The organism is Fodinicurvata halophila (assembly GCF_042651425.1).
Classification (GTDB): domain Bacteria; phylum Pseudomonadota; class Alphaproteobacteria; order Kiloniellales; family DSM-21159; genus Fodinicurvata; species Fodinicurvata halophila.
Map to the genome: position 1 here is coordinate 224,882 of NZ_JBHSCW010000007.1, position 21,173 is coordinate 246,054.

Here is a 21,173-nt window from a genome sequence, read left to right on the forward strand (position 1 = left end):
TTCCTTCTTCTCAGTCGATCAGGCTGGGCAGCCACAGCGTCACCCACGGGACATAGGAGACAAGGCCGATGACGCCCACGAGGACCAGCAGGAACGGCCAGAGATGCCGTGCCACCGTCTCTATGCGCAGTCCGGTGATCGAGGCGGCCACGAAGAGCGAATAACCCAGCGGTGGCGTCACCATGCCAACCGCGAAGTTGATGACCACCATCGCGCCCAGCTGAATGGGCTCCAGCCCGATCTGGTTGCCCACGGCGATCAGGACCGTGCTGAGAATCACCATCGCCGAAAGCGTGTCGATGACGGCGCCCAGCAGCAGCAGCAGGATGTTGAGGATCAGCAGGATCAGGATCGGGTTGTCCGTGATGGAGAGCAGCTGCTCGGCGACCTGGGAGGGCAGCTGCTCGTTGGAGACGACCCAGGCGAAGGCATAAGCCGTGCAGATGATGAACATGATGATGGCGGTGGTGCGCAGCGACTGGAGCAGCACGCCCGGCAGCTTGCGCCAGCTCAGCTCGCGATAGATGAAGACGCCGACGACGAAGCTGTAGAAGGCGCCGACCATGGAGGCCTCCGTGGGCGTGAAGACACCGCCGTAGATGCCGCCCAGGATGACCACGGGCGTGAACAGCGCCCAGATCCCGTTGCGGATCGCCCGGGCGATTTCACCAAACCCCATCCAGCCGACGCGCGGCACGCCCCGGATCACGGCATAGAGATAGCTGATCACCACGAACCCGAGGGCGGCGGCCAGGCCGGGAATGATCCCCGCCAGGAACAGCTTGGAGATCGATTCCTCCGCCAGCACGCCCCAGACGACCATGGGAATCGAGGGCGGAATCATCTGGCCCAGAGGGCCGACGGCAGTGGCGAGTGCGGCCGCGTAACCCCGTTCATAGCCACGTTCCTCTAGCTCACTCGTCATGACGGAGCCGATGGCGGCCGTGGTTGCGGGGGCCGAGCCGGAAATGGCCCCGAAGAAGGTGCCGGCCCCCACGGTGGCCATGCTCAACCCGCCGGGCAGGTGGCCGATCATCGAGGCCGCGATGTGGACGAGCCGTCGCGACAGTCCACCCTCGCTCATGATGTAGCCGGCAAGCACGAAGCCCGGGATCGCCAGCAGACTGTGCACGCCGGTACCGGCGATGAGACGCTGGCTGAGGATCAGCGGATTCGCATCGTTCAGCCACATCCCCACCAGCGCCAGGAGGCCCAGCGTGAATGCGATCGGCATGCCCAGGAGCAGCAGGACGAACAGCCCCACGATCAGGACAATGGCCACGGTGGTCATAGGGCAGCCTTCCCCGAGCTTCCCGCTTCACGCAGGCTCGGCCGGGTCAGGCGGGCCAGGACATGCAGCAGCATGAAGGCCCCCGCCACGGGGACGGAGGCGTTGCGCAGCCACAGAGGGTAGTTGATCGCCGCCGAGGTCCGGCCGGCCGTGAATTCCGCGAACTGCCAGCCATAATACAGCATGGCGAGGGCGAATATCCCGACCCCCAGCAGGATCAGGCGCTCCAGGATGTCGGACAGGACGCCGGGCAGGAGGTCGCGAAGCAGGGTCACGCGCACGTGAAAGTCTTCGCGCACGCCCAGGCTCGCCGCCAGCAAGACCGTCCAGGAAAACAGCAGCAGGCTGATCTCGCTGGGCCAGGGCAGCGAGCTGTGCAGCACGTAGCGAAAGAAGACCCCGATCAGCAGCGTGGCCACGAGTGCCACGGCCGTAACGCAGACGACAGCGGCCACGATGCGCCCGACCCACAGGCTGATCGTATCGAGTGGCTTATGAAGAAGCGGCATAAAAATCATACGGGACGAGCCTGACAATCGGAGCGCATCGCCTCCGGCGGGTGTTGCTTCCGCCGGAGGCGATGCGATGGTCTCAGCCTAGTTCTGCCCGGTCGCTTCGAGGGCCTTGTCCATCAGCTCGCTGCCGATGTCCTCGCGATAGTCTTCGTAGACGGGACGGACGAGCTCCTGAAAGGCGGAGATGTCCTCGACCTCGTTCACTTCCATGCCGGCCTCTTCGATGCGGCCGACCATGTCCTGGTTGTTGGCGCCCACTGTTTCACGCTGCCGTTCGACAGTGGTCTCTGCAGCGTCCCGGACCGCCTGTTTCAGCTCGTCGCTGAGCTGGTCGAAGGTCTGTTTCGAGACCAGCAGGGCCGGGGCGTTGTAGACGTGCTGGGTGAGCGAGAGGTACTGGGTGACGTCGGGGAAGTTGTTGGCGTAAATCACGCTCAGAGGAATTTCCAGTCCGTCGATGGTGCCCTGCTGAACGGCGGTGAAAACCTCGCTCCACTCCATGGGGATGGGATCGGCTCCGAAGCGCTCGAAGCTGTCCAGGTAGATGTCGAAGGGCTGCACGCGCAGGCGGATGCCTTCCATGTCCTCCGGCGTGTGGACGGGACGCACGTTGTTGATCGTGCTGCGGAAGCCCGCCTCGACGAAGCCGAGCCCGACGATTCCCTTGGGCTCCAGCGTATCGAGCATCATCTGGCCCACTTCGCCGTCCAGCACTTCGCGCGCCTGTTCGTTGTCCTTGAACAGGAAGGGCAGGTCGATCAGCTGGAACGCAGACGAGATCGAGGCGATCTGTGTGCCCGTGATGACGGCGGCCTCAAGCGTTCCGAGCTGCATGCCCTCCAGCATCTCGGTTTCATTGCCGAGTTCGTTGTTGGGGAAGAAGCTGATGTCGAATTCCCCCGGCGCCTCGTTCTCCAGCTCCTCGGCAAAGTAATGCGCGGCGATGGCATAGGGGTCCGTATCGCTGTCGGCGCTCGTCCAGCCGATGCGAAGGCGCTCCTGCGCCTCTGCGCCGGGCGCCTGAAGGGCAGTCAGGGCGAGAACAGCAGCGGACAGTCCAAGCAGGTGATATTTGCGCAGTTGGAATTTTCCGGGTTTCATGACGCGTCTCCTCTCATTGTTCATCTGATCGTTATTATCGTTGTTGTGCATCCCTCTTCGGGGTGCGGGCCGACAGGGGAAAAGCCTTTCGGGGGCTGCCTGTTCGCAGTTTCTTGTACGGAATGGCGAGCCGGCCGCTATTGGTCGTAGCCCGGGTTCTGGGCATCGACCTGGCGCAGCATGGCCTCCCACTCCAGTTCACCGTAGATGCGGCGGACGTCCGGGTCGTACAGGCGTGCCGTCTTTTCGCAAACCTCGTCGGAGGGCAACTGCAGGTCCGTCCCGGCGTTCATGACGTCGACCTGGACCTTGCAGGAGTTCTCCAGCCAATACATCAGGTTGAAGGCATGCGCGATGTTCAGTCCGCAGGTCAGCAGGCCGTGGTTGCGCAGGATCATGGCGTAGTGTGGCCCGAGATCGGCCACCAGACGCTGGCGCTCGTCCAGGTCCAGCGCCACGCCTTCGTAGTCATGATAGCCTACCCGGTTGTAGAAGCGCATAGAGGTTTGCGCGATGGGCAGCAGACCGCACTTCATGGCCGAGACCGCCATGCCGGCCCGGGTGTGGGTATGGATCACGCAGTCCACGTCCGAGCGTGCCTCGTGCACCGCACTGTGGATGACGAAGCCCGCCGGGTTGAAATCGTAGTCCGTGGCCGGCGTCAGCAGGACGTTGCCCTGGTGATCGATCTTGTAGAGGCTGGAGGCCGTCATCTCGCTGTAGCGCAGGCCGTAGGAATTGATCAGGAACTGGTCCGGATGGCCCGGAACGCGCGCCGAGATGTGGTTGTAAATCAGGTCGGTCATGCCGTAGAGCGCCATCAGCCGATAGCATGCCGCCAGGTTCACGCGCGTGTCCCACTCCTCGGCCGACACCTGGTCGCGCAGCGACGGTTGGGTCCTTATGGCATTCACCGACATCGCTGTCTCCTCCATCCCGAGTATGTTCTATTTATACAAGGAATTATGGCGAGCGGAAATTTTCTGAGTCAATGAGTGATTCCAGCGGTTGCCGATTGCTGTGTCTTACACTTCCGGGTAGCCGAAGTCGGTCAGGAAGGGCCGGACCTGTTCGATCACCGGGTTCAGGTGGTTGCGGTAGCGCTCCCAGCGATAGCGGGCGCGATCGTAGAGACCCTCGGTAACCTGGCTGTAGCTGGGCGTGTCGATGCGCTGGCGTTGGCGCGCCGTCTCGGCAAAGTCGCGCACTTTCTCGTCCCAGTCCAGATCCAGGAAGTCCAGCAGAGACCCGACCACTCCGTCGAAATCGTCAATCAGGTCCTCGTAGCGCAGGGCATGAACGTCCAGCGGCAGGACCTGGCGATAGCGGCGATAGAGGCCCATGACCTCGGCATAGAAGCGTCCTGTCTCCTCCAGCGTGACGAAGTTCGCCATGGCGTCGTTAAGATCGAAGTTCTGCATGTAGGCGCTGAGGCAGACATCGCAGGGATGGCGCAGCGCCAGGATGATCTTGGCGTTCGGATAGAGGCGATGAATCTCGGGCAGGCGCAGGATGTTGAGCGGCAGCTTGTCCACGGTCCGCGCGCCGGGTTTGTCCGGGAGGTCGGCCGTCAGCCGCTGCAGATAGGCCTGGCGGGCGGATTTGGCTCCGGCCTCGTCCAAATGTTCCAGGCGGTCCAGCCAGCCTGTGTAGTCTCCTGCCAGGGCCGCCTCGGCCGAGAGCAGGGCCTCCACCTCCTCGGCGACGCGCAGACGCGGGTGGCTCTCCAGAACGTGATGCAGCAGCGTAGTGCCCGAGCGTGGGAAGCCCACCAGGAAGACTGGGCTGTCCTCCGCGCTGGGCGGTGTCAGCGCGCTCCAGCGAGCCACGCGCTCCGGCGTGATGCGCGCCGATAGCGCCTCCATGCGCTGGCGCGTGATCCCCCGCTGGCGCCCGCCGGGCGCTGAGAACAGCTGTTCCGCCATCTCGCTGGCCAGACGGTTGCCGGCGTGGAAGGCGGCAATCGCCTCGTCAGGCCGGTTCTGACGGTCGAACAGGCGGCCCTGCTCGAAGTGCCAGTCGAGGCGCAGGGGATAGGGTCCGTCCTGCGGCGCGGTGATGCCGGTGAAGCGCTGCAGTGCGGCCTCGCCACGGTTCAGTCGGCGCTCCACCTTGGCGGCGGCCAGGCGCAGCCAGGGATGCTGCGGTGCCTGGTCCAGGCCGGTCTCGGCTTCGGCCAGCGCGTCGTCCAGCCGGCTGGCGTGCTCCAGGATCAGGGCCAGGTTGGCGCGGGCGTCCGGGTCCTGCGCGTTGAGTTCCAGCGCGTGGCGGCAGGCGGCCTCGGCCTCCTCCGGTCGGCCCAGCTGGTTCAGCAGGCTGCCCAGGTTGCTCCAGGCATCGGCGAAGGACTCGTCGATCTGCAGCGCCAGGCGCAGGGACTCGCCGGCGGCCTCCAGCTCGCCCTGGCCAACCAGCGTCATGGCCTGGTTGTAGTGACAGCGCGCCAGGTTGCCGCGCGCCTCCCTGTGATCGGGCTGGCGCTTCAGCAGCTTTCGATAGGTGGTGATGGCTTCGTCGAACTTCTGCTGCCAGGCTTGGGCGTTGCCCAGCTGCAGCAGGATGTCGGGGCGGTCGGGGGCCAGCTTCAGGGCCTTGCGGCAGGCGCTCTCGCCGGCCTCGCCCTCGCCGCCGGCGGTCAGGCAGGCGCCCAGCAGGGCTTGTGCCTCGGCATCGCGCGGCGCCAGCTCCACCGCCTTCCTCAGGGCCTCGGCGGCGGGCTGCAGCTGGCCGGCGGCGTAGAGGATCTTGCCCAGGTCGCGCTGGGCCGCTGGGTGGCGCGGCTTCGTCTCCAGGGCACGGGAGACCATCTGGCTGGCGGCCTGGTAGTCGCCGGCCTGGGCGGCCAGCAGGCCCAGATTGTGCAGGGCCTCCGTGTTGTCGGGCTGACGCTGCAGTACCGCCTGATAGCCTTGCTGTGCGGCCGCCAGATTGCCGCTGCGATGAGCCGCCAGCGCCTGGGCCAGTTGTGGGTCGTTGCCCCCGGTCCCAGCCTGTCTTGGGGCGCTACCCGTGCGGGCCTGGGCCCGTCGTTCCTTGCGATTCATGGCCGCTTGCCACTCCTGCCGAATGTTTGCCTGTGCACCGTCTGTTTAGCAGCCAACAGGCCCCTTGGACAGCCCACCCCGCCCTTGACAGGGCCGGCCGGGCGGCGTTCGCTCTTGTCGCCGACAAGCTGTACATCCAACAAGGAAGACCGGATAGAATGGACGAAGAGCTGCGGGCAGCGGCCCGCGATCATCTCGTTCGCTATGGCGGCGAGCGTTTCGACAACCTGTTCTCGCACGCCAGGGGGGCGAAGGTCTGGGATGACGAGGGCCGCGAGATCCTGGATTTCACCTCGGGCCAGATGTGCGCCACCATCGGACACAATCACCCGGCCATCCTGGAGGCTCTGCACCGGGCCGGAGAGCAGGCCCTGCATCTCTTCAGCGGCATGGTGCCGGAAGCGGCGGCACAGTTGGCCCTGCGCCTGGCAGACGACTGGATGCCGGCGCCGCTCACGCGCTCGCTGCTGATCAACACCGGCAGCGAGAGCAACGAGGCCGCATTGAGGATGGCCAAGCTCTACACCGGCGGCTACGAGGTCATCGCCGTCGGCGGCTCCTGGCACGGAGTGACGGGGGCGGCCTCGTCGGTGTCCTTCGCCAGCGACCGCAAGGGCTATGGTCCCGGCGTGCCCGGAGTCTTCCCGATTCCCGAGCCCAACAGCTATCGCCCCTGGATTCCCGGGGGCAGTGATGCGGAGTCGGCGTTGGCAGCGCTGGAGCTGGGGCTGCGGATGTTCGACATGCAATCCGCCGGCGCACCGGCGGCCATCATCGTCGAGCCGGTGATCAGTGCCGGCGGCGTGCTGGTGCCGCCTCCGGAGTACATGCAGGCCCTGCGCAAGGCCGCCGACGAGCGCGGCATGCTGCTGATCTTCGACGAGGCACAGACGGCCTTCGGGCGCATCGGAGCCAGGACCGGCGCCGAGCACTTCGGGGTGACGCCGGACATCATGACGGTCTCCAAGACCCTGGGCGGCGGCCTGCCGCTGGCAGCTACGATCACCAGCGATGCGGTAGAGGCGCGTGCCCATGAACGCGGTTTCACCTACTACACCAGCCATGTTTCCGATCCGCTGCCCGCCGCCGTGGGCCTGGCCGTTCTGAAGACCCTGGAGGAGGAGCGCCTGATCGAGCGGGCGCGGGATACGGGGGCCTACCTGCGCCAGCAGCTTGAAGCCCTGCAGCAACGCTATGAGGAGATCGGTGATGTGCGCGGCCTGGGCCTGCTGCTGGGCGTGGAGCTGGTGAAGGACCGGAGCAGCCGCGAGGCGCACCACGAACTTGGTGCGCTGACCACCCGGCGCTGCTTCGAGCTGGGGCTCAGCATGAACATCCGCCGCCGCCCCGAACGCGGCGCCGTTTGGCGCATCGCTCCGCCTCTGACCGTGAACCACGACGAGATCGACCGCGGCGTCGCGATTCTGGACCAGGCCCTGGGCGAGAGCCTGGACGAGCTGGCGCGGAGAAAGAGGTAGGTTCGATTAAGCCCCAATGGAACCGCTTGTGCAGGATCTCGGCACAGGCGGATGGGGCGGCTCTACAGCATTTCCGTCAGGCGCTTGAGCATGCGGTCGTGGATGCCGAGCTCGTCCAGATGGGCGGTGGTGTTGGCCAGGTAGTCGCGGCAGGGGCCGCGGCGACCTTCGGCCTGGCGGATGTAGTGCAGGGTCTGGTCGAAGGAAAGGTTTCCGGCGTATTGCGGGTGCTTGGGGTCGGCGATGAAGCACAGCGCCGGCACCGCTCCCTGCTCGGTGCGGCAGGTCAGCCATTTCCAGCGATAGGCGCCGGTCACCATCTCACGCTCCCAGAGGTAATCCAGGGCATCCTGTGCCCGCTCGGCACCCACGCGAAAGATCATGCCGCGGCAGGCGCCGCCGCGGTCGAGGCCCAGGACCAGGCCGGGGGCATCGGGCGTGCCGCGATAGCGCGTGGAGTAGATGCAGAAACGCCGATGATAGCCGCGCAGCAGGGCCGAGCGGGATTCGGCGAAATCGAATTCCGGATTCCACATGAGCGAACCGTACCCGAACACCCAGTAGTCTTCATTGGGGGGTAGCTCCGGCTGTTCGCGGTGGACAACGGCGTCCGGCCCGAAGGCGAACGCGGCGGCCGGCGCGTCTTCCCGCTCGTCTGACTCGTGTCTCATGGCGGGTATGGTAACGCGCCGCGGTACAAACGGCAAAGGCCCGGGCAGATTATTACAGGGACGCAGATTGTATGGATGACGCCATCAGGGGGACTTGGCCCGGCGGTGATGGCCGCATAAGATGACCTTCATGCGATTGACCCTGCGCCTTCTTCTTGCCTTGGCTGTATTGGCCGTCCTCTGGTGCGGCTTTTGGTTCTGGTCGGCCCAGCGCCTGGAGTCCGAAGTCGATGACTGGATCGCCCGGCAAGAGGCTGAGGGCCGGGTGGTCGAGACCTCCAGCCGTACGGTTTCCGGCTTTCCCTTCCACCTGCGCCTGCACGCCGAGGGGCCGCGGGTGACCGACGCGGATGGCATGCGTTGGGAAGCACCGGAGCTGACGGGCGAAGCCGCCGTCTGGGCGCCGCGGCATTTGTCCTTCTCGTTTCCCGGGACGCAGCGCCTGCATCCTCCGCCCGACAGTGGCCTGCCGCGCATCGAGTTGGCCACTGCCGCGGGACGCGCCGAGGTGGAACTGGGCCGTGACGGTCGTGTGGAGGGCCTGCGCGCCCGGCTGGAAGGCCTGGCCCTCGTGGGCCTTTTCGATGGCAGCGTGGCGGCCGAGTCGGTTCACCTGGATTTCGGCAGCCTGGCAGGCAGCCAAGACCAGCAGGAAGACGCGGTACAACCCTTCCATGCGCGATTGGATGGGCTTGACCTGCCCAGTGCCAGCGATCCTCCGCTGGGCCAGCAAGTCGATCTCTTCGAGACGTCGGGCACCCTCAATGAGCCCCTGCCGCCGGGGCCGCCGGAACGCGCGCTGATGCAGTGGCGTGATGCCGGCGGCACGCTGGAACTGACCGAACTGAGGCTGGTCTGGGGGCCGCTGGACCTGTCGGGTGAAGCCACCGTGGCCCTGGATTCGCGCCTGCGTCCGGAGGGCGCCGGCACCGCCCGGGTGAGCGGGCTGGAGGCCACCATCGATCGGCTGGTGGAGCAGGGCATTCTGGACGAGGGGCTGGCCCCGATTCTCAAGACGGGTGCCCAGGCGGCGTCGCAGCGCGATTCCGAGAGCGGCCAGCAGGTCGTGGAACTGCCGCTGTCGGCCCAGGACGGCACCTTCCATCTGGGGCCGGTGCCGCTGTTCCCGCTCACTCCTCTTTTTTGACCTTTTCCGGCTCGCGCGGGTCGAAGGTGCCGGCCTGGCCCAGTTCGACCACGCCGCGGCGGATCTCGCGCGTTTGCTGGAAGCGCGACTCGAGCATCTCGCCCTCGCCCCAGCGGATGGCGCGCTGCAGGGCGGTGATATCCTCGTTGAAGCGCTGCAGCATCTCCAGCACGGCCTCGCGGTTGTTGAGGAAGACGTCGCGCCACATGATGGGATCGGAGGCGGCAATGCGGGTGAAGTCGCGGAAGCCGCTGGCCGAGTACTTGACCACCTCGCGGCGCTCGCTCTCCTCCAGGTTCGCCGCCGTGCCGACGATGGTGTAGGCGATCAGGTGCGGCAGGTGCGAGGTGATCGCCAGCACCTTGTCGTGATGGCCCGGCTCCATGATCTCCACCGTGGAACCGCAGGTCCGCCATAGCTGGGCAACCTTCTCCAGCGCCTCCTCGTCGCTGCCCGGCGGCGGCGTCAGGATGACGTAGCGATTCTCGAACAGCTCGGCGAAGCCGGCCTCGGGTCCACTGTGTTCGGTGCCGGCGATGGGATGGCCGGGAATGAAGTGCACGCCTTCCGGCAGGAAGGGATCGACGTCGCGGATCACCGACTGCTTGACCGAGCCCACGTCGCTGACGATGGCGCCGCGCTTCAGGCCCGGCGCCATGGCCTCGGCCAGGGCGGCGTTGGCGCTGACCGGCACGCAGAGGATGACCAGGTCGGCATCCTGCACGGCCTCCGCCGGATCGCTGTGCGCGGTGTCGCAGAGCTCCAGCTCCAAGAGGTGCGCGCAGCTCTCCTCGGTACGGGCACAGCCGGCGATCTCGCCGGCCAGGCCGTGCCGGTGCATGGCGCGGGCCAGCGACGAGCCGATCAGGCCGACGCCGATCAGGGTGACCTTGTCGAAGAGGGGTCGGTTCATCGGGGGCCGCTCATTGCTCGTAGTTCGAAAGCGCATCGATCACGGCGCGCATGTCGTCTTCGGTGCCGATGGTGATGCGCAGGTGGTCGGGCAGGCCGTAGGCGGCCATCTGCCGCACCAGGATGCCGTTCTGCTTGAGGTGCTCGGCGGCCCCTGCCGCGTCGGCGAAGCGCACGATGACGAAGTTGGCCACACTGGGCTCGGCCCGCAGGTTGAGGCGCGCCAGCTGCTCGGTGAACCAGGTGCGCCAGCGACTGTTGTGGGCGATGGAGCGGGCCACGTGCTCGCGGTCGCGCACCGCCGCCTCGCCGGCGATCTGGGCGGCAGCGGAGACGTTGAAGGGGCCGCGCACGCGGTTGAGGATGTCGATCACCTCGGGCGCGGCATAGGCCCAGCCCAGACGCAAGGCGGCCAGCCCGTAGATCTTGGAGAAGGTGCGCGTGACCACGACGTTCGGGTGGCGGTCGACCAGTTCGTTGCCGTCGCTGTAGTCCGCTGCCTCCACGTATTCGGCATAGGCGGCATCGATCACCAGCAACACCTCGTCGGGCAGTTCGCGGGCCAGCGCCTCCAGTTCGTCGCGGCTGAGGTAGCTGCCGGTGGGGTTGTTGGGATTGGCCAGGAACAGGAGGCGCGTGCGCGGCGTGACCGCGGCCAGCAGGGCGTCCACGTCGCTGCGCAGGTTGCGCTCCGGCGCCTGCACCGGCACGGCGCCCTGGGTCCGGGCCGTGATGGGATACATCAGGAAGCCATGCTCGCTGTAGAGCACTTCGTCGCCGGGTCCGGCGTAGGCACGCACCAGAAGCGCGATCAACTCGTCGGAGCCGGCGCCGCAGACGATCTGGTCCGCGGGCAGGCCGTGCACCTCGGCGATGGCCTGGCGCAGGGCCGTGGCGCCGCCGTCGGGATAGCGGAACAGGCTGTCGCCGGCCGCGCGATAGGCATCCACCGCCGCGGTGCCGGCGCCCAGCGGATTCTCGTTGGAGGCCAGGCGGATCACCTGATCCCGTCCCTCGATGGCGGAGGCGCCGCCGACGTAGGGGGCGATGTCGTAGATGGCGGATCTTGCGGTTGGGGCCATCAGGGTTTTTCCCGTTCCTTCTGGGCTGCTTGGGGTTCGCTCAGGGGGCTTGCCTGGAAAGGCAGAGGGTAGGAGCCGACGACCCAGAGCGCGTTCAGGCGCTCGCCCTCGATGTCCATCAGGGTGTTCAGGCGTTCGTCGTCGTCGGTGATGAAGCCGGGCAGCTCCACCATCAGCAGGTCTTCGCCATGGCCGGAGTCGGCGCTGCGCTGGACATAGATGTTGTCCGGGGACAGGCCGCTCTTCTCGAAGAGCTCCTTGAGTGCGCCCCGGCTCAAGTGGCTGCGGGTCTCGACGATCAGGTAGCTGCTGTCCTCGCCGGAGGACTCCGGCGGCACGAGACCGATCATCAGGCCGCTCTGTCCCGGCGGAGTGCTTGGGGTTGCCGCCGCGGCCAGCGGCAGGCGGGAGATGACGCGCGGCACGTCGTTGCCCTCGCGTGCCAGATAGCGCCACCAGGGATCCGCGGACTCGTGCTCTGGCGGGGGTACCAGGCCCACCGAGGCTTCACCCTCGGCCACCGCATTGACCACCCTCAATGGCGAGCTGTGCTCCTGGATCGGGGTGAGGATGCCGAAGTGATCGCGGGCCATGCCCACCAGCGAGGCTTCCGACCCGTCATTGAGCACGGCCACGGAAAAGGGCCCCTGCTGGGCCAGCGAATCGGAGAAGATCTCGCGCCAGATGCGCACCAGGACGGCGCCGGGCAGGGAGCCCCTGTGACGACCCAGCAGGCGGCGCAGGACCTGCACCTCGCGGGCCGGACGAATGACCGCGGGGGTATCTCCCTTGGCGTCGCGCACCTTGCGCGAGACTTCCGTGCGGCGCATCAGAAGATCGTGCAGGGCGTCGTCGATCCGGTCGATCTCGCTGCGCAGCTCGTCGAGAGAGGGGTCACCCTGGTCCATGGTTGTGATACTTTACATCCTGAAGAATTGACGAAAGGCGCCTAGGAATAGTCGGAACAACTGGTAAAATCAAAGACAACGACATGATGAACCCGCAAGGCCGTCCGCCGCAACAGGGCATTGACAGGAGCCGCCTCTCGCCTGCTTAGTGTCAGGCCCTTCACGCGGGACCTGTGCGGACCGCCTTGCGAAACACCATCACTTCCTTGTCGGACTGAGGAGCATGACGGGTACAGCCCCGAAATCGCCGGACCTTCTGCGCAGCCTGCCGGGCCCTCGGGTCGAGTTGGGCCACGAGGGCCCCTTGCCGCTGGACTGCGGCGAGAGCCTGGAGCAGTTCGCCATCGCCTATCAGACCTATGGCGAGCTGAACGCGGACAAGTCCAACGCGATTCTTGTCTGTCACGCGCTGACCGGCGACCAGTTTGCGGCCGAGACCCATCCGCTGACCGGCAAGCCGGGCTGGTGGGAGGTGCTGATCGGCCCCGGCCGCCCGCTGGACACCGAGCGCTACTTCATCATCTGCTCCAACGTGCTGGGCGGCTGCCTGGGCAGCACCGGCCCCAAGGATATCAACCCGGCCACCGGTCGGCCCTGGGGCCTGGACTTCCCCTTCATCACCATCACCGACATGGTGCATGCCCAGAAGCGCCTGATGGACCACCTGGGAATCGACAAGCTGTTCGCCGTGGTCGGCGGCTCCATGGGCGGCATGCAGGTGCTGGAGTGGGCCTCCAAGTTTCCCGAGCGCGTGCGCACGGCGATTCCCGTCGCAACGGCGTCCTATCATTCGGCCCAGAACATCGCCTTCCACGAGGTCGGGCGCCAAGCCATCATGGCCGATCCCGACTGGGACGAGGGCCGCTATCTGGAGACCGGCAAGATCCCGCGCCGCGGCCTGGCGGTGGCGCGCATGACGGCACATGTCACCTATCTCTCGGAACAGGCCCTGCACCGCAAGTTCGGTCGGCGCCTGCAGAACCGGGGCGAGCTGTCCTATGGCCTGGACGCGGACTTCCAGGTGGAGAGCTACCTGCGCTACCAGGGCGCCAGCTTCGTCGAGCGCTTCGACGCCAACTCCTATCTCTACATCACCCGCGCCATGGACTACTTCGACCTGGCGGCCGACTTCGGCGGCGTGCTGGCCAATGCCTTCCGCAACTCGCCGGTGCGCTTCTGCGTGATCTCGTTCACCAGCGACTGGCTGTTTCCCACCGCGGATGCCCGCCGGATCGTGCATGCGCTCAACGCCGCCACGGCGGACGTCAGTTTCGTGGAAATCGAAAGCGACAAGGGGCACGATGCCTTCCTGCTGAACGAGCCGGAGTTCCACGAAACCCTGCACGGTTTTCTCAACGGCTGCGCCGAACAGATCGACCTGCCCACCGGCGAGCTGAGGCCGCTGCCGGAGGGCGAGGCCGCCTGGGACGCCGGGCGGATCAGCTGACGCGCAGCCGGGAGCTTTCAGGAACCGCCATGTCCTCGCCGCACACCAAGACGATTCGCGCCGACCTGCAGCTGATCGCCGACATGATCGACGACGGCAGCCGCGTGCTGGACATCGGCTGCGGAGACGGCGTGCTGCTGTCCTATCTGGTGGAGGAGAAGGGGGTCATCGGGCGCGGCATGGAATTGAGCCAGGAAGGGGTGAACGCCAGCGTCGCCCAGGGCCTCTCCGTGGTCCAGGGCGACGCCGACAGCGACCTGAACACCTATCCCGATGGTGCCTTCGACTTCGTGGTGCTCTCCAAGACGCTGCAGGCCACGCGCGATCCGCGCGCCGTGCTGCGCCAGCTGGTGCGCATCGGCAGCTATGCCGTGATCTCGTTTCCCAACTTCGGCTACTGGCGTATCCGCCTGTCGCTGCTGGTCAACGGCCGCATGCCGGACACGCCGTTGCTGCCCGAACCCTGGTACGAGACGCCGAACATCCATCTCTGCACCATCCGCGATTTCGTCGAGCTCTGCATGGCCTGTGGCGTGGTGATCGAGGAAGCCTATACCGTGGGCGAGGCGCTCAGGCCGCGACCCATCCGCTCGCTGCGCACCGCCAACCTCTGCGGCCAGGACGGAGTCTTCCTGCTGCGCAAGGCCTGAGACGGGCCTGGCCCCGCGCCCTTTTTTCATGGCCGGCTTGACCTCAAGTATACTTGAGGTCCTATGGTGCCCCGACTCCGCAGAACGAAGGGCCAGTGCGGCCGCGGTGTTTCCTTTCCTCTCCCGTCGGTGATGCTCATGTTCCGCTACTTCGAGACCCTGATCGACCCCTTTCCCAGCCAGGAGCCCGGGACTCCGCCGCGCCGGCTGCTGGCCTTCATCCTGCACTATTCGCGGCCGGTGCTGCCGTTCCTGGGGGTGATGTCGGTCCTGACGGCCATGATCTCGGTGATCGAGGTGGTCGTCATCGGCTACATGGGCTCCCTGGTCGACTGGCTGTCGAATGCCGATCGCGAGGGCTTTCTTGCCGAGCACGGCATGAGCCTGGCGGGCATGGCCCTGCTGATCGTGGTCGGCTTTCCGCTGGTGGTTCTCGCCCAGTCGCTGCTGGTCCACCAGACGATCTTCGCCAACTATCCCATGATCACGCGCTGGCTGGCCCACCGCTACCTGCTGGGACAGAGCCTCTCGTTCTTCCAGAACGAGTTCGCCGGGCGCGTCTCGCAGAAGGTGATGCAGACGGCGCTGGCCATCCGGCAGACGGTGATGCGGCTGATGGACGTCCTGGTCTATGTCGTCGTCTACTTCACCGGCGCGCTGGTGATGATGGGCGGCGCCGATCCCTGGCTGATGGTGCCGCTGCTGGGGTGGCTGGCGGTCTATCTCTTCATCCTGGTCCATTTCGTGCCGCGGCTGCGCGCCATCTCCATGGCCCAGTCCGATGCCCGGGCCATGATGACCGGCCGAGTGGTGGACAGCTACACCAACATCCAGACCATCAAGCTGTTCGCCCACAGCCGGGGCGAGCAGGACTATGCGCGTGGCGCCATGAGCGGGTTCATCGACACGGTGCACCGCCAGATGCGGCAGGTCACCCTGCTGACCGTCTGCCTGCAGACCGCCAACGCGCTGCTGCTCGCCTCGGTGGCGGGCGTGGCCATCTTCGCCTGGCTGAACGCGGCGATCTCGCTGGGCGCGATCGCGGTCTCCATCGCGCTGGTCATGCGCATCCGCAGCATGTCCGACTGGATCCTGTGGGAGGTCGCCAGCCTGTTCGAGAACATCGGGACGGTGCAGGACGGCATCAACACCATCGCCCGGCCGCGGGCCGTGACGGACCGCAGCGATGCCGGCGCGCTTGCCGTGCCCCGCGGCGAGATCTCCTTCCAGGACATCCGCTTCCACTACGGGCCCGAGGGTGGCGTGACCGACAGCCGCGTGATCGAGGGACTTTCGCTGGACATCAAGCCCGGCGAGAAGGTCGGCCTGGTCGGTCGCTCCGGGGCGGGGAAATCGACGCTGGTCAACCTGCTGCTGCGCTTCTACGACCTGGAGGGAGGACGCATCGAGATCGACGGACAGGACATCACCCAGGTGACCCAGGAGTCCCTGCGTCGACAGATCGGCATGGTCAGCCAGGACGCCTCGCTGCTGCACCGCTCGATCCGCGAGAACGTGCGCTATGGCCGGCCCGACGCCGGCGACGACGCGGTGCGCGACGCCCTGAAACGCGCCCAGGCGCTCGACTTCGTCGAGGAACTGCGCGATACCAAGGGCCGGCAGGGCCTGGAGGCCCATGCCGGCGAGCGCGGCGTCAAGCTGTCGGGCGGGCAGCGCCAGCGGATCGCTATCGCCCGGGTCCTGCTGAAAGACGCGCCGATCCTGGTGCTCGACGAGGCGACCTCGGCGCTCGACTCGGAGGTGGAGGCGGCGATCCAGGAACAGCTCTATGCCCTGATGGAGCACAAGACCGTGCTCGCCATCGCTCACCGCCTGTCCACCATCGCCGTGCTCGACCGGCTGGTGGTGCTGGACGAGGGCCGGATCGTGGAGACCGGCACCCACGCCGAGCTGCTGCGCCGCGGCGGGCTCTACGCCGAGCTGTGGAAGCGCCAGTCCGGCGGCTTCCTGGGCGTGGAGGATGACGGGGAGGCCGGCCAGGCGCCTCCGCAGGTGGCCGAATAGCGCGGACAAGCGCGGGCGCCGCCGCCGATCAGGCCGTGGTCTGCCGTGCCGCCTTCGCTGCGGTCTTCCGGCCCTGTCCGCCGCGCTGGCGTGCGGGTGTCTTGCGCGCCGGCTCGGCCCCGCCGGGTGTGGCCTCCAGGGCTTCCAGCAGGCGATGGCGCAGGCGGCGCAGGCGGGCGTCGTCCTCGACCTTGCTGCCCAGGGCGTCGTGCAGGTAGAAGCTGTCCACGGCGCGCTCGCCGTAGGTGGTGACCTTGGCGCTGTCGATGATCAGGTTCTGCCGGGTGATCACGTCGGTCACCCGGTGCAGCAGGCCCGCCCGGTCGCGGGCGTTGACCTCGACCACCGTGTGGTTGCGGCTGGCCTTGTTGTCGATCAGCACGCGCGGCGGCACCTTGAAGACCTCCAGGCGCGAGGGCAGCGACGAGCGCTGCTTCTTCAGCTCCTGCAGGGGCTTCAGGCGGCCGGTCAGGCTCTGTTCGATGGCCGCGCGCAGGCGCTCGATCCTGTCCTCGCGATCGAAGGGGCCGCCGCTGGCCTCCTCGATATAGAAAATGTCCAGCGCCATGCCGTTGGACAGCGTGAAGATGCGCGCGCCCTCGACCGAGGCGCCGGCCACGGCCAGCGCCCCGGCGATGCGGCTGAACAGGCCCGGATGGTCGGGGGTATAGATGGTGACCTCGGTGACCTGGCGATAGTCGTCGATGCGGGTGTCCACGCTCAGCTGGCGACCCGCCGCTTCGGCTTCGCGCACCATCTCGGCGTGGCGGGCGTGGGTCTCGGCGTCCAGCGACAGCCAGTAGGAGGCATAGCCGCGCTCCAGGTGGGCCTCGACCTCCTCGGTCGGCCAGTGGGACAGCTGTTGGCGCAGGGCCTGCTGGGCCGCCTCGACGCGGCGCTCGCGCCCCTCGGTGATCAGACCGCCGGAGAGCACCTCCTCGGTGCGCCAGTAGAGCTCGCGCAGCAGGGCGGCCTTCCAGGCGCTCCAGACATTGGGCCCCACGGCGCGGATGTCCGCCACCGTCAGGATCAGCAGCAGGCGCAGGCGCTCCATGGACTGCACCAGGTCGGCGAAGGACTGGATGGTCTCGGGATCGTCGATGTCGCGCTTGAAGGCGGTGTCGCTCATGTTCAGGTGGTGCAGCACCAGCCAGGATACCGTCTCGGTCTCCTCTTCGCTCAGCCCCAGGCGCGGGCAAAGGCGCTGGGCGATCTCGGCGCCGACCTCGGAGTGGTCGCCGGGCCGGCCCTTGGCGATGTCGTGCAGCAGCACCGCGACATAGAGGGCGCGGCGCGAGAGCACCTTGTGCACCACCTCGGTGACGATGGGCGCCTCCTCGGCCAGGCGGCCCTGCTCGATGTCGTGCAGGATGCCGATGGCGAAGATGGTGTGCTCGTCCACCGTGTAGTGGTGGTACATGTTGAACTGCATCTGGCTGACGATGCGCCCGAAGTCTCGGATGAAGCGGCCGAACACGCCGGCCTCGTTCATGCGCCTCAGCGTCACCTCGGGGTCGTGCTCCGAGGTCAGGATGTCCAGGAAGATGGCGTTCGCCTTCGGGTCCTTGCGCACGGAGTCGGTGATGTACTTCAGGTTGCGCGTGATCCAGCGCAGGGTCTGTGGGTGGATGTCCAGGTCATGCTGCTGCGCCACCTGGAAGATGCGCAGCATCTCCACGGGGTTCTTCTGAAAGAGACCTGCGTCCTTCACCCAGAGGCGGTCGCCGTCCAGCTGGAAGCCCGACAGGCGGCGCTGGCCCAGCAGCGGCGTCAGGCGGAAGCGCGAGCGGCGCTCGTGCTCGGCCTCGAGCTGGGCGCAGAAGATGCGTGTCAGGTCGCCCACGTCCTTGGCCATCAGGAAGTAGTGCTTCATGAAGCGCTCGACCGCCTGGGTGCCGGCGTGCTGCTTGTAGCCCATCAGCGGGGCGATCTGGTGCTGCAGGTCGAAGGTCAGGCGTTCCTCGGCGCGGCCGGTCAGGAAGTGCAGGTGACAGCGCAGAGTCCAGAAGAAGGACAGCGCCTTGGCGAACTTGCGCACCTCGGGCCGCGAGAAGACGCCGGTATCGATGAAGCGCTCGATGTCGTCCAGGCCATAGGCGAACTTGGCGATCCAGAACAGGGTGTGCAGGTCGCGCAGGCCGCCCTTGCCCTCCTTGATGTTGGGCTCCAGCGCATAGCGCGAGCCCTCGCCGTGACGCTGGTGGCGTGCGTCGCGCTCGGCCAGCTTGGCCTCGACGAAGGCGGCGCTGCGCCCGTTCTGCACTTCGCGTCGGTAACCTTCGCGCAGCTCCAGGAACAGGGCCTGGTCGCCCCACAGGAAGCGCTTCTCCAGCAGGTTGGTGGCGATGGTGACGTCGCCGCGGGCCAGGCGGATGCAGTCCTCCACCGAGCGGGTGGCGTGGCCCACCTTGAAGCCCAGGTCCCAGAGGAAGTAGAGCACGGCCTCGATCACCTGCTCGCTGCGCGGCGTGATCTTGTAGGGCAGCAGGAACAAGAGGTCGATGTCGGAATAGGGCGCCAGTTCGCCGCGGCCGTAGCCGCCCACGGCCACCAGCGCCAAGCGCTCGGCCGTCGAGGGGTTGTGCAGGGGATAGAGGTCGTGGCTGACGTGATCGTAGACCAGGCGCAGGATCTGGTCGGCCAGGAAGCTGAAGGCCTGGGCGGTCATCAGGCCCGAGGCGCCGTCATGGAAGCGGCGCTCGATCTCGTCCCGGCCGTCGGCCTGGGCCTCCTTCAGGATGTCGAGGATCTCCGAACGCGCGCGCTCCGGCGTCGAGGCGCGGAACCATGTGGCGGCGATCTTCTCCTGCAGGCGCTGGCGATTGACAATGTCGCGCCGGCCGCGCAGCCGGTCGTCAGGCTGGCTGCCGCCTGCAAGCGCGGCCTCGGCCAGCGGCTGGGCCTCTTCGGGAACGGCGGCGGGTGTCGGTGAAACCATGCCCTAAGGATTGTCCCTTTGCCGCTTCAGGGCAAGGGGTAAGGAAAGCTGCGAAGTCGGTGCCAGGATGTTTCGACGGGCTCAGCACAGATGCTCCGGTGCACCTCTACGGGGTGCACCGGAGCATCATGAGGGTGGCAGTGATTTGAGAATAAACGGAAACAGCCTCACTCTCCGCCCCGTCAGGAGGCCTGGACCTCCTTCAGGTAGTTCTTGATCTCGGACTTGATCCTGTCCGACCTCTCCGAAAGCGATGAACTTGCTCCCAACACCTGGGAAGAGGCCGCACTGGTTGTCTGGCTGGCCTCGTGCAGTGAGGCCACGTTCTTCGAGACCTCTTCCGTGCCACGGGCCGCTTCGGTCACGTTGCGGCTGATCTCTGCCGTGGTCGAGGACTGCTGTTCGGCCGCGGCCGCGACCGACGAGGCGATCTCGTTCAACTCGCCAATCACCGAAGAGATGGCTTCGATCATCGGCACGGTATCGTCCACAGAGCTGCGAATGCCCTCGATGTGTCCGGTGATGTCCTCGGTCGCCTTGGAGGTCTGCGTGGCCAGGTTCTTCACTTCCGAGGCCACCACGGCAAAGCCCTTGCCGGCCTCGCCGGCCCGCGCCGCCTCGATGGTGGCGTTGAGCGCCAGCAGGTTCGTCTGCTCGGCAATGTCCCGAATCAGCTCCACGACCTCGCCGATACGCACCGCGCCTTCGCGCAGGCCATCGATCTGGCTGACCGCACTGTCGGTCTTGATGGCCGCCTGCTTCGCAATCTGCGAGGTCTTGGACATCTGAGAGGTCACGTCCCGGATCGAGGCGGTCAGCTCCTCGACCGCCGCCGCCACGGTCTGGACATTGCTGGCGGCTTCGGTGGTGCCCGAGGCCACGCTCTGGGCTTTCAGCGTCCCATCCTCGGCCACCGCCGACATCGACTGGGCCGTGGTCTGCAGCTCGCTGGCTGCATCGCCCAAGCTTTGCAGGATCGTGTCGATCTCGGATTCGAAGCGCTGCGTCACGGCGTGGATGTGATCATTTCGCCGGGCCTTGCGCTCGGCCTCTTCCGCCTGTTCAGCCGCCAGGCGTTCGCGTTCGCGCGTCTCTTCCTTGAACTGCTGCATGGCGCCGGCCAGTTCGCCGATCTCGTCCTTGCGGTCCCGGGAGGGGATCTCGGCGGCATGATCGCCATCGATCAGGCGACGCACCGTCTGGCTGAGCCCCGCCACCGGGCGGACAACGCGGCGGCTGAAGAAGAAAACCAGGACCGCAACCATCAGCCCGGCCAGCACCACGACCATCAGCTGTCCCGTATTCAGCAACAGCCGTGCCTGGTCGCGCGCAGTCGCCGCCTCGGCCGCGGCGCGCTCGTTCATCATCTGCTGGAACTGCGCGACATAGTCCATGATGCGCGCTTTCTGGCTGTCGTAATTTTCACCGAACATCAGGCTGCGCGCCAGGTCCATGTCCCCCTCGGCCACCGCGGCCATGGCCTGGTCCTCGGTTTCCACAAGCCCGTTCGAGCTCTCCTGCGCCTGCTGGATCAGCTCCAATTCCGCCTGGGGCGCATTCAGTTCACGCAGCCGCTCGACCACCTTGTCCCGCGTCTGGGTTTCCTCGACCTCGCGCCAGTAGTTCTCGTGGTGTTCGCGATTACCCGTCACGGCATAAAGCCTGGCCTGATTCGTCAGGTAATCGGACGCGGCCGCCAGGTCCTGGCCCAACTGACGGAATTCAATCTGTCGATCTACGGCCGCACGCTCGCGACCTACACTCTGACCCGCCATCCAGATCATGAAGACGGCGAGCAAGGACATGGCACAGACGATCGCAACAAACAGCTTGGTGCGACCCTGCAAGGTACTGGGCAAGAAAGGCATGGAGTCTACTCCCGAAAAGCGCCTATGGTTGAACGCAAGCGGGGTATAGGCCGCATGCATATCGTCAGTATACGTACGGCTTCCTAAATTTCGGTT

16 protein-coding genes are annotated in these 21,173 nt (G+C 66.5%); 5 read left to right on the top strand and 11 right to left on the bottom strand.

Annotated features, from left to right (window positions below):
• Positions 1 to 10: 10 nt before the first annotated feature.
• The 5 genes from ACFOW6_RS13305 to ACFOW6_RS13325 form a co-directional block, all read right to left on the bottom strand.
• Positions 11 to 1,291, bottom strand: coding sequence for a TRAP transporter large permease (locus ACFOW6_RS13305; protein WP_382422872.1), 1,281 nt, complete (start codon positions 1,289 to 1,291; stop codon positions 11 to 13).
• Positions 1,288 to 1,809 carry a TRAP transporter small permease gene (locus tag ACFOW6_RS13310; RefSeq protein WP_382422873.1) on the bottom strand — a complete coding sequence of 174 codons (522 nt, stop codon included), beginning with the start codon at positions 1,807 to 1,809 and terminating at the stop codon, positions 1,288 to 1,290. Before ACFOW6_RS13310 ends, ACFOW6_RS13305 begins: the two co-directional genes overlap by 4 nt.
• 78 nt (positions 1,810 to 1,887) lie before the next feature.
• Positions 1,888 to 2,907, bottom strand: a complete 1,020-nt coding sequence (locus tag ACFOW6_RS13315; protein ID WP_382422874.1) for a DctP family TRAP transporter solute-binding subunit — start codon at positions 2,905 to 2,907, stop codon at positions 1,888 to 1,890.
• Between the two features lie 137 nt (positions 2,908 to 3,044).
• Positions 3,045 to 3,827, bottom strand: a complete 783-nt coding sequence (locus tag ACFOW6_RS13320) for a class II aldolase/adducin family protein (protein WP_382422875.1) — start codon at positions 3,825 to 3,827, stop codon at positions 3,045 to 3,047.
• Positions 3,828 to 3,932: 105 nt separating this feature from the next.
• Entirely contained in the window at positions 3,933 to 5,951 is a 2,019-nt protein-coding gene (locus ACFOW6_RS13325; protein ID WP_382422876.1) for a tetratricopeptide repeat-containing sulfotransferase family protein, read from the bottom strand.
• Between the two features lie 158 nt (positions 5,952 to 6,109).
• Between ACFOW6_RS13325 and ACFOW6_RS13330 the strand changes: the two genes are divergently transcribed.
• Positions 6,110 to 7,429: an aspartate aminotransferase family protein gene (locus tag ACFOW6_RS13330; RefSeq protein WP_382422877.1), complete on the top strand. Its 1,320-nt coding sequence runs from the start codon at positions 6,110 to 6,112 to the stop codon at positions 7,427 to 7,429.
• A 62-nt stretch (positions 7,430 to 7,491) separates the two neighbouring features.
• Here ACFOW6_RS13330 and ACFOW6_RS13335 read toward each other — a convergent pair whose 3' ends face one another.
• Positions 7,492 to 8,100: a gamma-glutamylcyclotransferase gene (locus ACFOW6_RS13335; protein WP_382422878.1), complete on the bottom strand. Its 609-nt coding sequence runs from the start codon at positions 8,098 to 8,100 to the stop codon at positions 7,492 to 7,494.
• A gap of 130 nt (positions 8,101 to 8,230) precedes the next feature.
• Between ACFOW6_RS13335 and ACFOW6_RS13340 the strand changes: the two genes are divergently transcribed.
• Positions 8,231 to 9,247: a DUF2125 domain-containing protein gene (locus tag ACFOW6_RS13340; protein WP_382422879.1), complete on the top strand. Its 1,017-nt coding sequence runs from the start codon at positions 8,231 to 8,233 to the stop codon at positions 9,245 to 9,247.
• Here ACFOW6_RS13340 and ACFOW6_RS13345 read toward each other — a convergent pair.
• From ACFOW6_RS13345 to ACFOW6_RS13355, 3 genes are read right to left on the bottom strand one after another with little or no spacing between them, the layout of a single operon-like run.
• Positions 9,231 to 10,160 (bottom strand): prephenate/arogenate dehydrogenase family protein, encoded by a 930-nt coding sequence (locus tag ACFOW6_RS13345; RefSeq protein WP_382422880.1) that lies wholly within the window; start codon positions 10,158 to 10,160, stop codon positions 9,231 to 9,233. The two genes, ACFOW6_RS13340 and ACFOW6_RS13345, sit on opposite strands and share 17 nt — an antisense overlap.
• Before the next feature lie 10 nt (positions 10,161 to 10,170).
• Positions 10,171 to 11,244 carry a histidinol-phosphate transaminase gene (gene hisC, locus ACFOW6_RS13350; RefSeq protein WP_382423011.1) on the bottom strand — a complete coding sequence of 358 codons (1,074 nt, stop codon included), beginning with the start codon at positions 11,242 to 11,244 and terminating at the stop codon, positions 10,171 to 10,173.
• A complete protein-coding gene (locus ACFOW6_RS13355) occupies positions 11,241 to 12,149 on the bottom strand; it encodes a chorismate mutase (protein ID WP_382422881.1) in 909 nt (302 codons plus the stop codon). Before ACFOW6_RS13355 ends, hisC begins: the two co-directional genes overlap by 4 nt.
• A 223-nt stretch (positions 12,150 to 12,372) precedes the next feature.
• Between ACFOW6_RS13355 and metX the strand changes: the two genes are divergently transcribed.
• The 3 genes from metX (at position 12,373) to ACFOW6_RS13370 (ending at position 16,271) form a co-directional block, all read left to right on the top strand.
• Positions 12,373 to 13,596: a homoserine O-acetyltransferase MetX gene (gene metX / locus ACFOW6_RS13360; protein ID WP_382422882.1), complete on the top strand. Its 1,224-nt coding sequence runs from the start codon at positions 12,373 to 12,375 to the stop codon at positions 13,594 to 13,596.
• Between the two features lie 29 nt (positions 13,597 to 13,625).
• Complete coding sequence (metW, locus tag ACFOW6_RS13365) at positions 13,626 to 14,246, top strand: methionine biosynthesis protein MetW (RefSeq protein WP_382422884.1); 621 nt, start codon at positions 13,626 to 13,628, stop codon at positions 14,244 to 14,246.
• Positions 14,247 to 14,384: 138 nt separating this feature from the next.
• Positions 14,385 to 16,271, top strand: a complete 1,887-nt coding sequence (locus ACFOW6_RS13370; RefSeq protein WP_382422885.1) for an ABC transporter ATP-binding protein — start codon at positions 14,385 to 14,387, stop codon at positions 16,269 to 16,271.
• A 28-nt stretch (positions 16,272 to 16,299) separates the two neighbouring features.
• Here ACFOW6_RS13370 and ACFOW6_RS13375 read toward each other — a convergent pair whose 3' ends face one another.
• On the bottom strand, positions 16,300 to 19,209 hold the full coding sequence (locus ACFOW6_RS13375) for a [protein-PII] uridylyltransferase (protein WP_382422886.1): 2,910 nt from the start codon (positions 19,207 to 19,209) through the stop codon (positions 16,300 to 16,302).
• A gap of 182 nt (positions 19,210 to 19,391) precedes the next feature.
• Positions 19,392 to 21,077 carry a methyl-accepting chemotaxis protein gene (locus tag ACFOW6_RS13380; RefSeq protein ID WP_382422887.1) on the bottom strand — a complete coding sequence of 562 codons (1,686 nt, stop codon included), beginning with the start codon at positions 21,075 to 21,077 and terminating at the stop codon, positions 19,392 to 19,394.
• Positions 21,078 to 21,173: the final 96 nt, after the last annotated feature.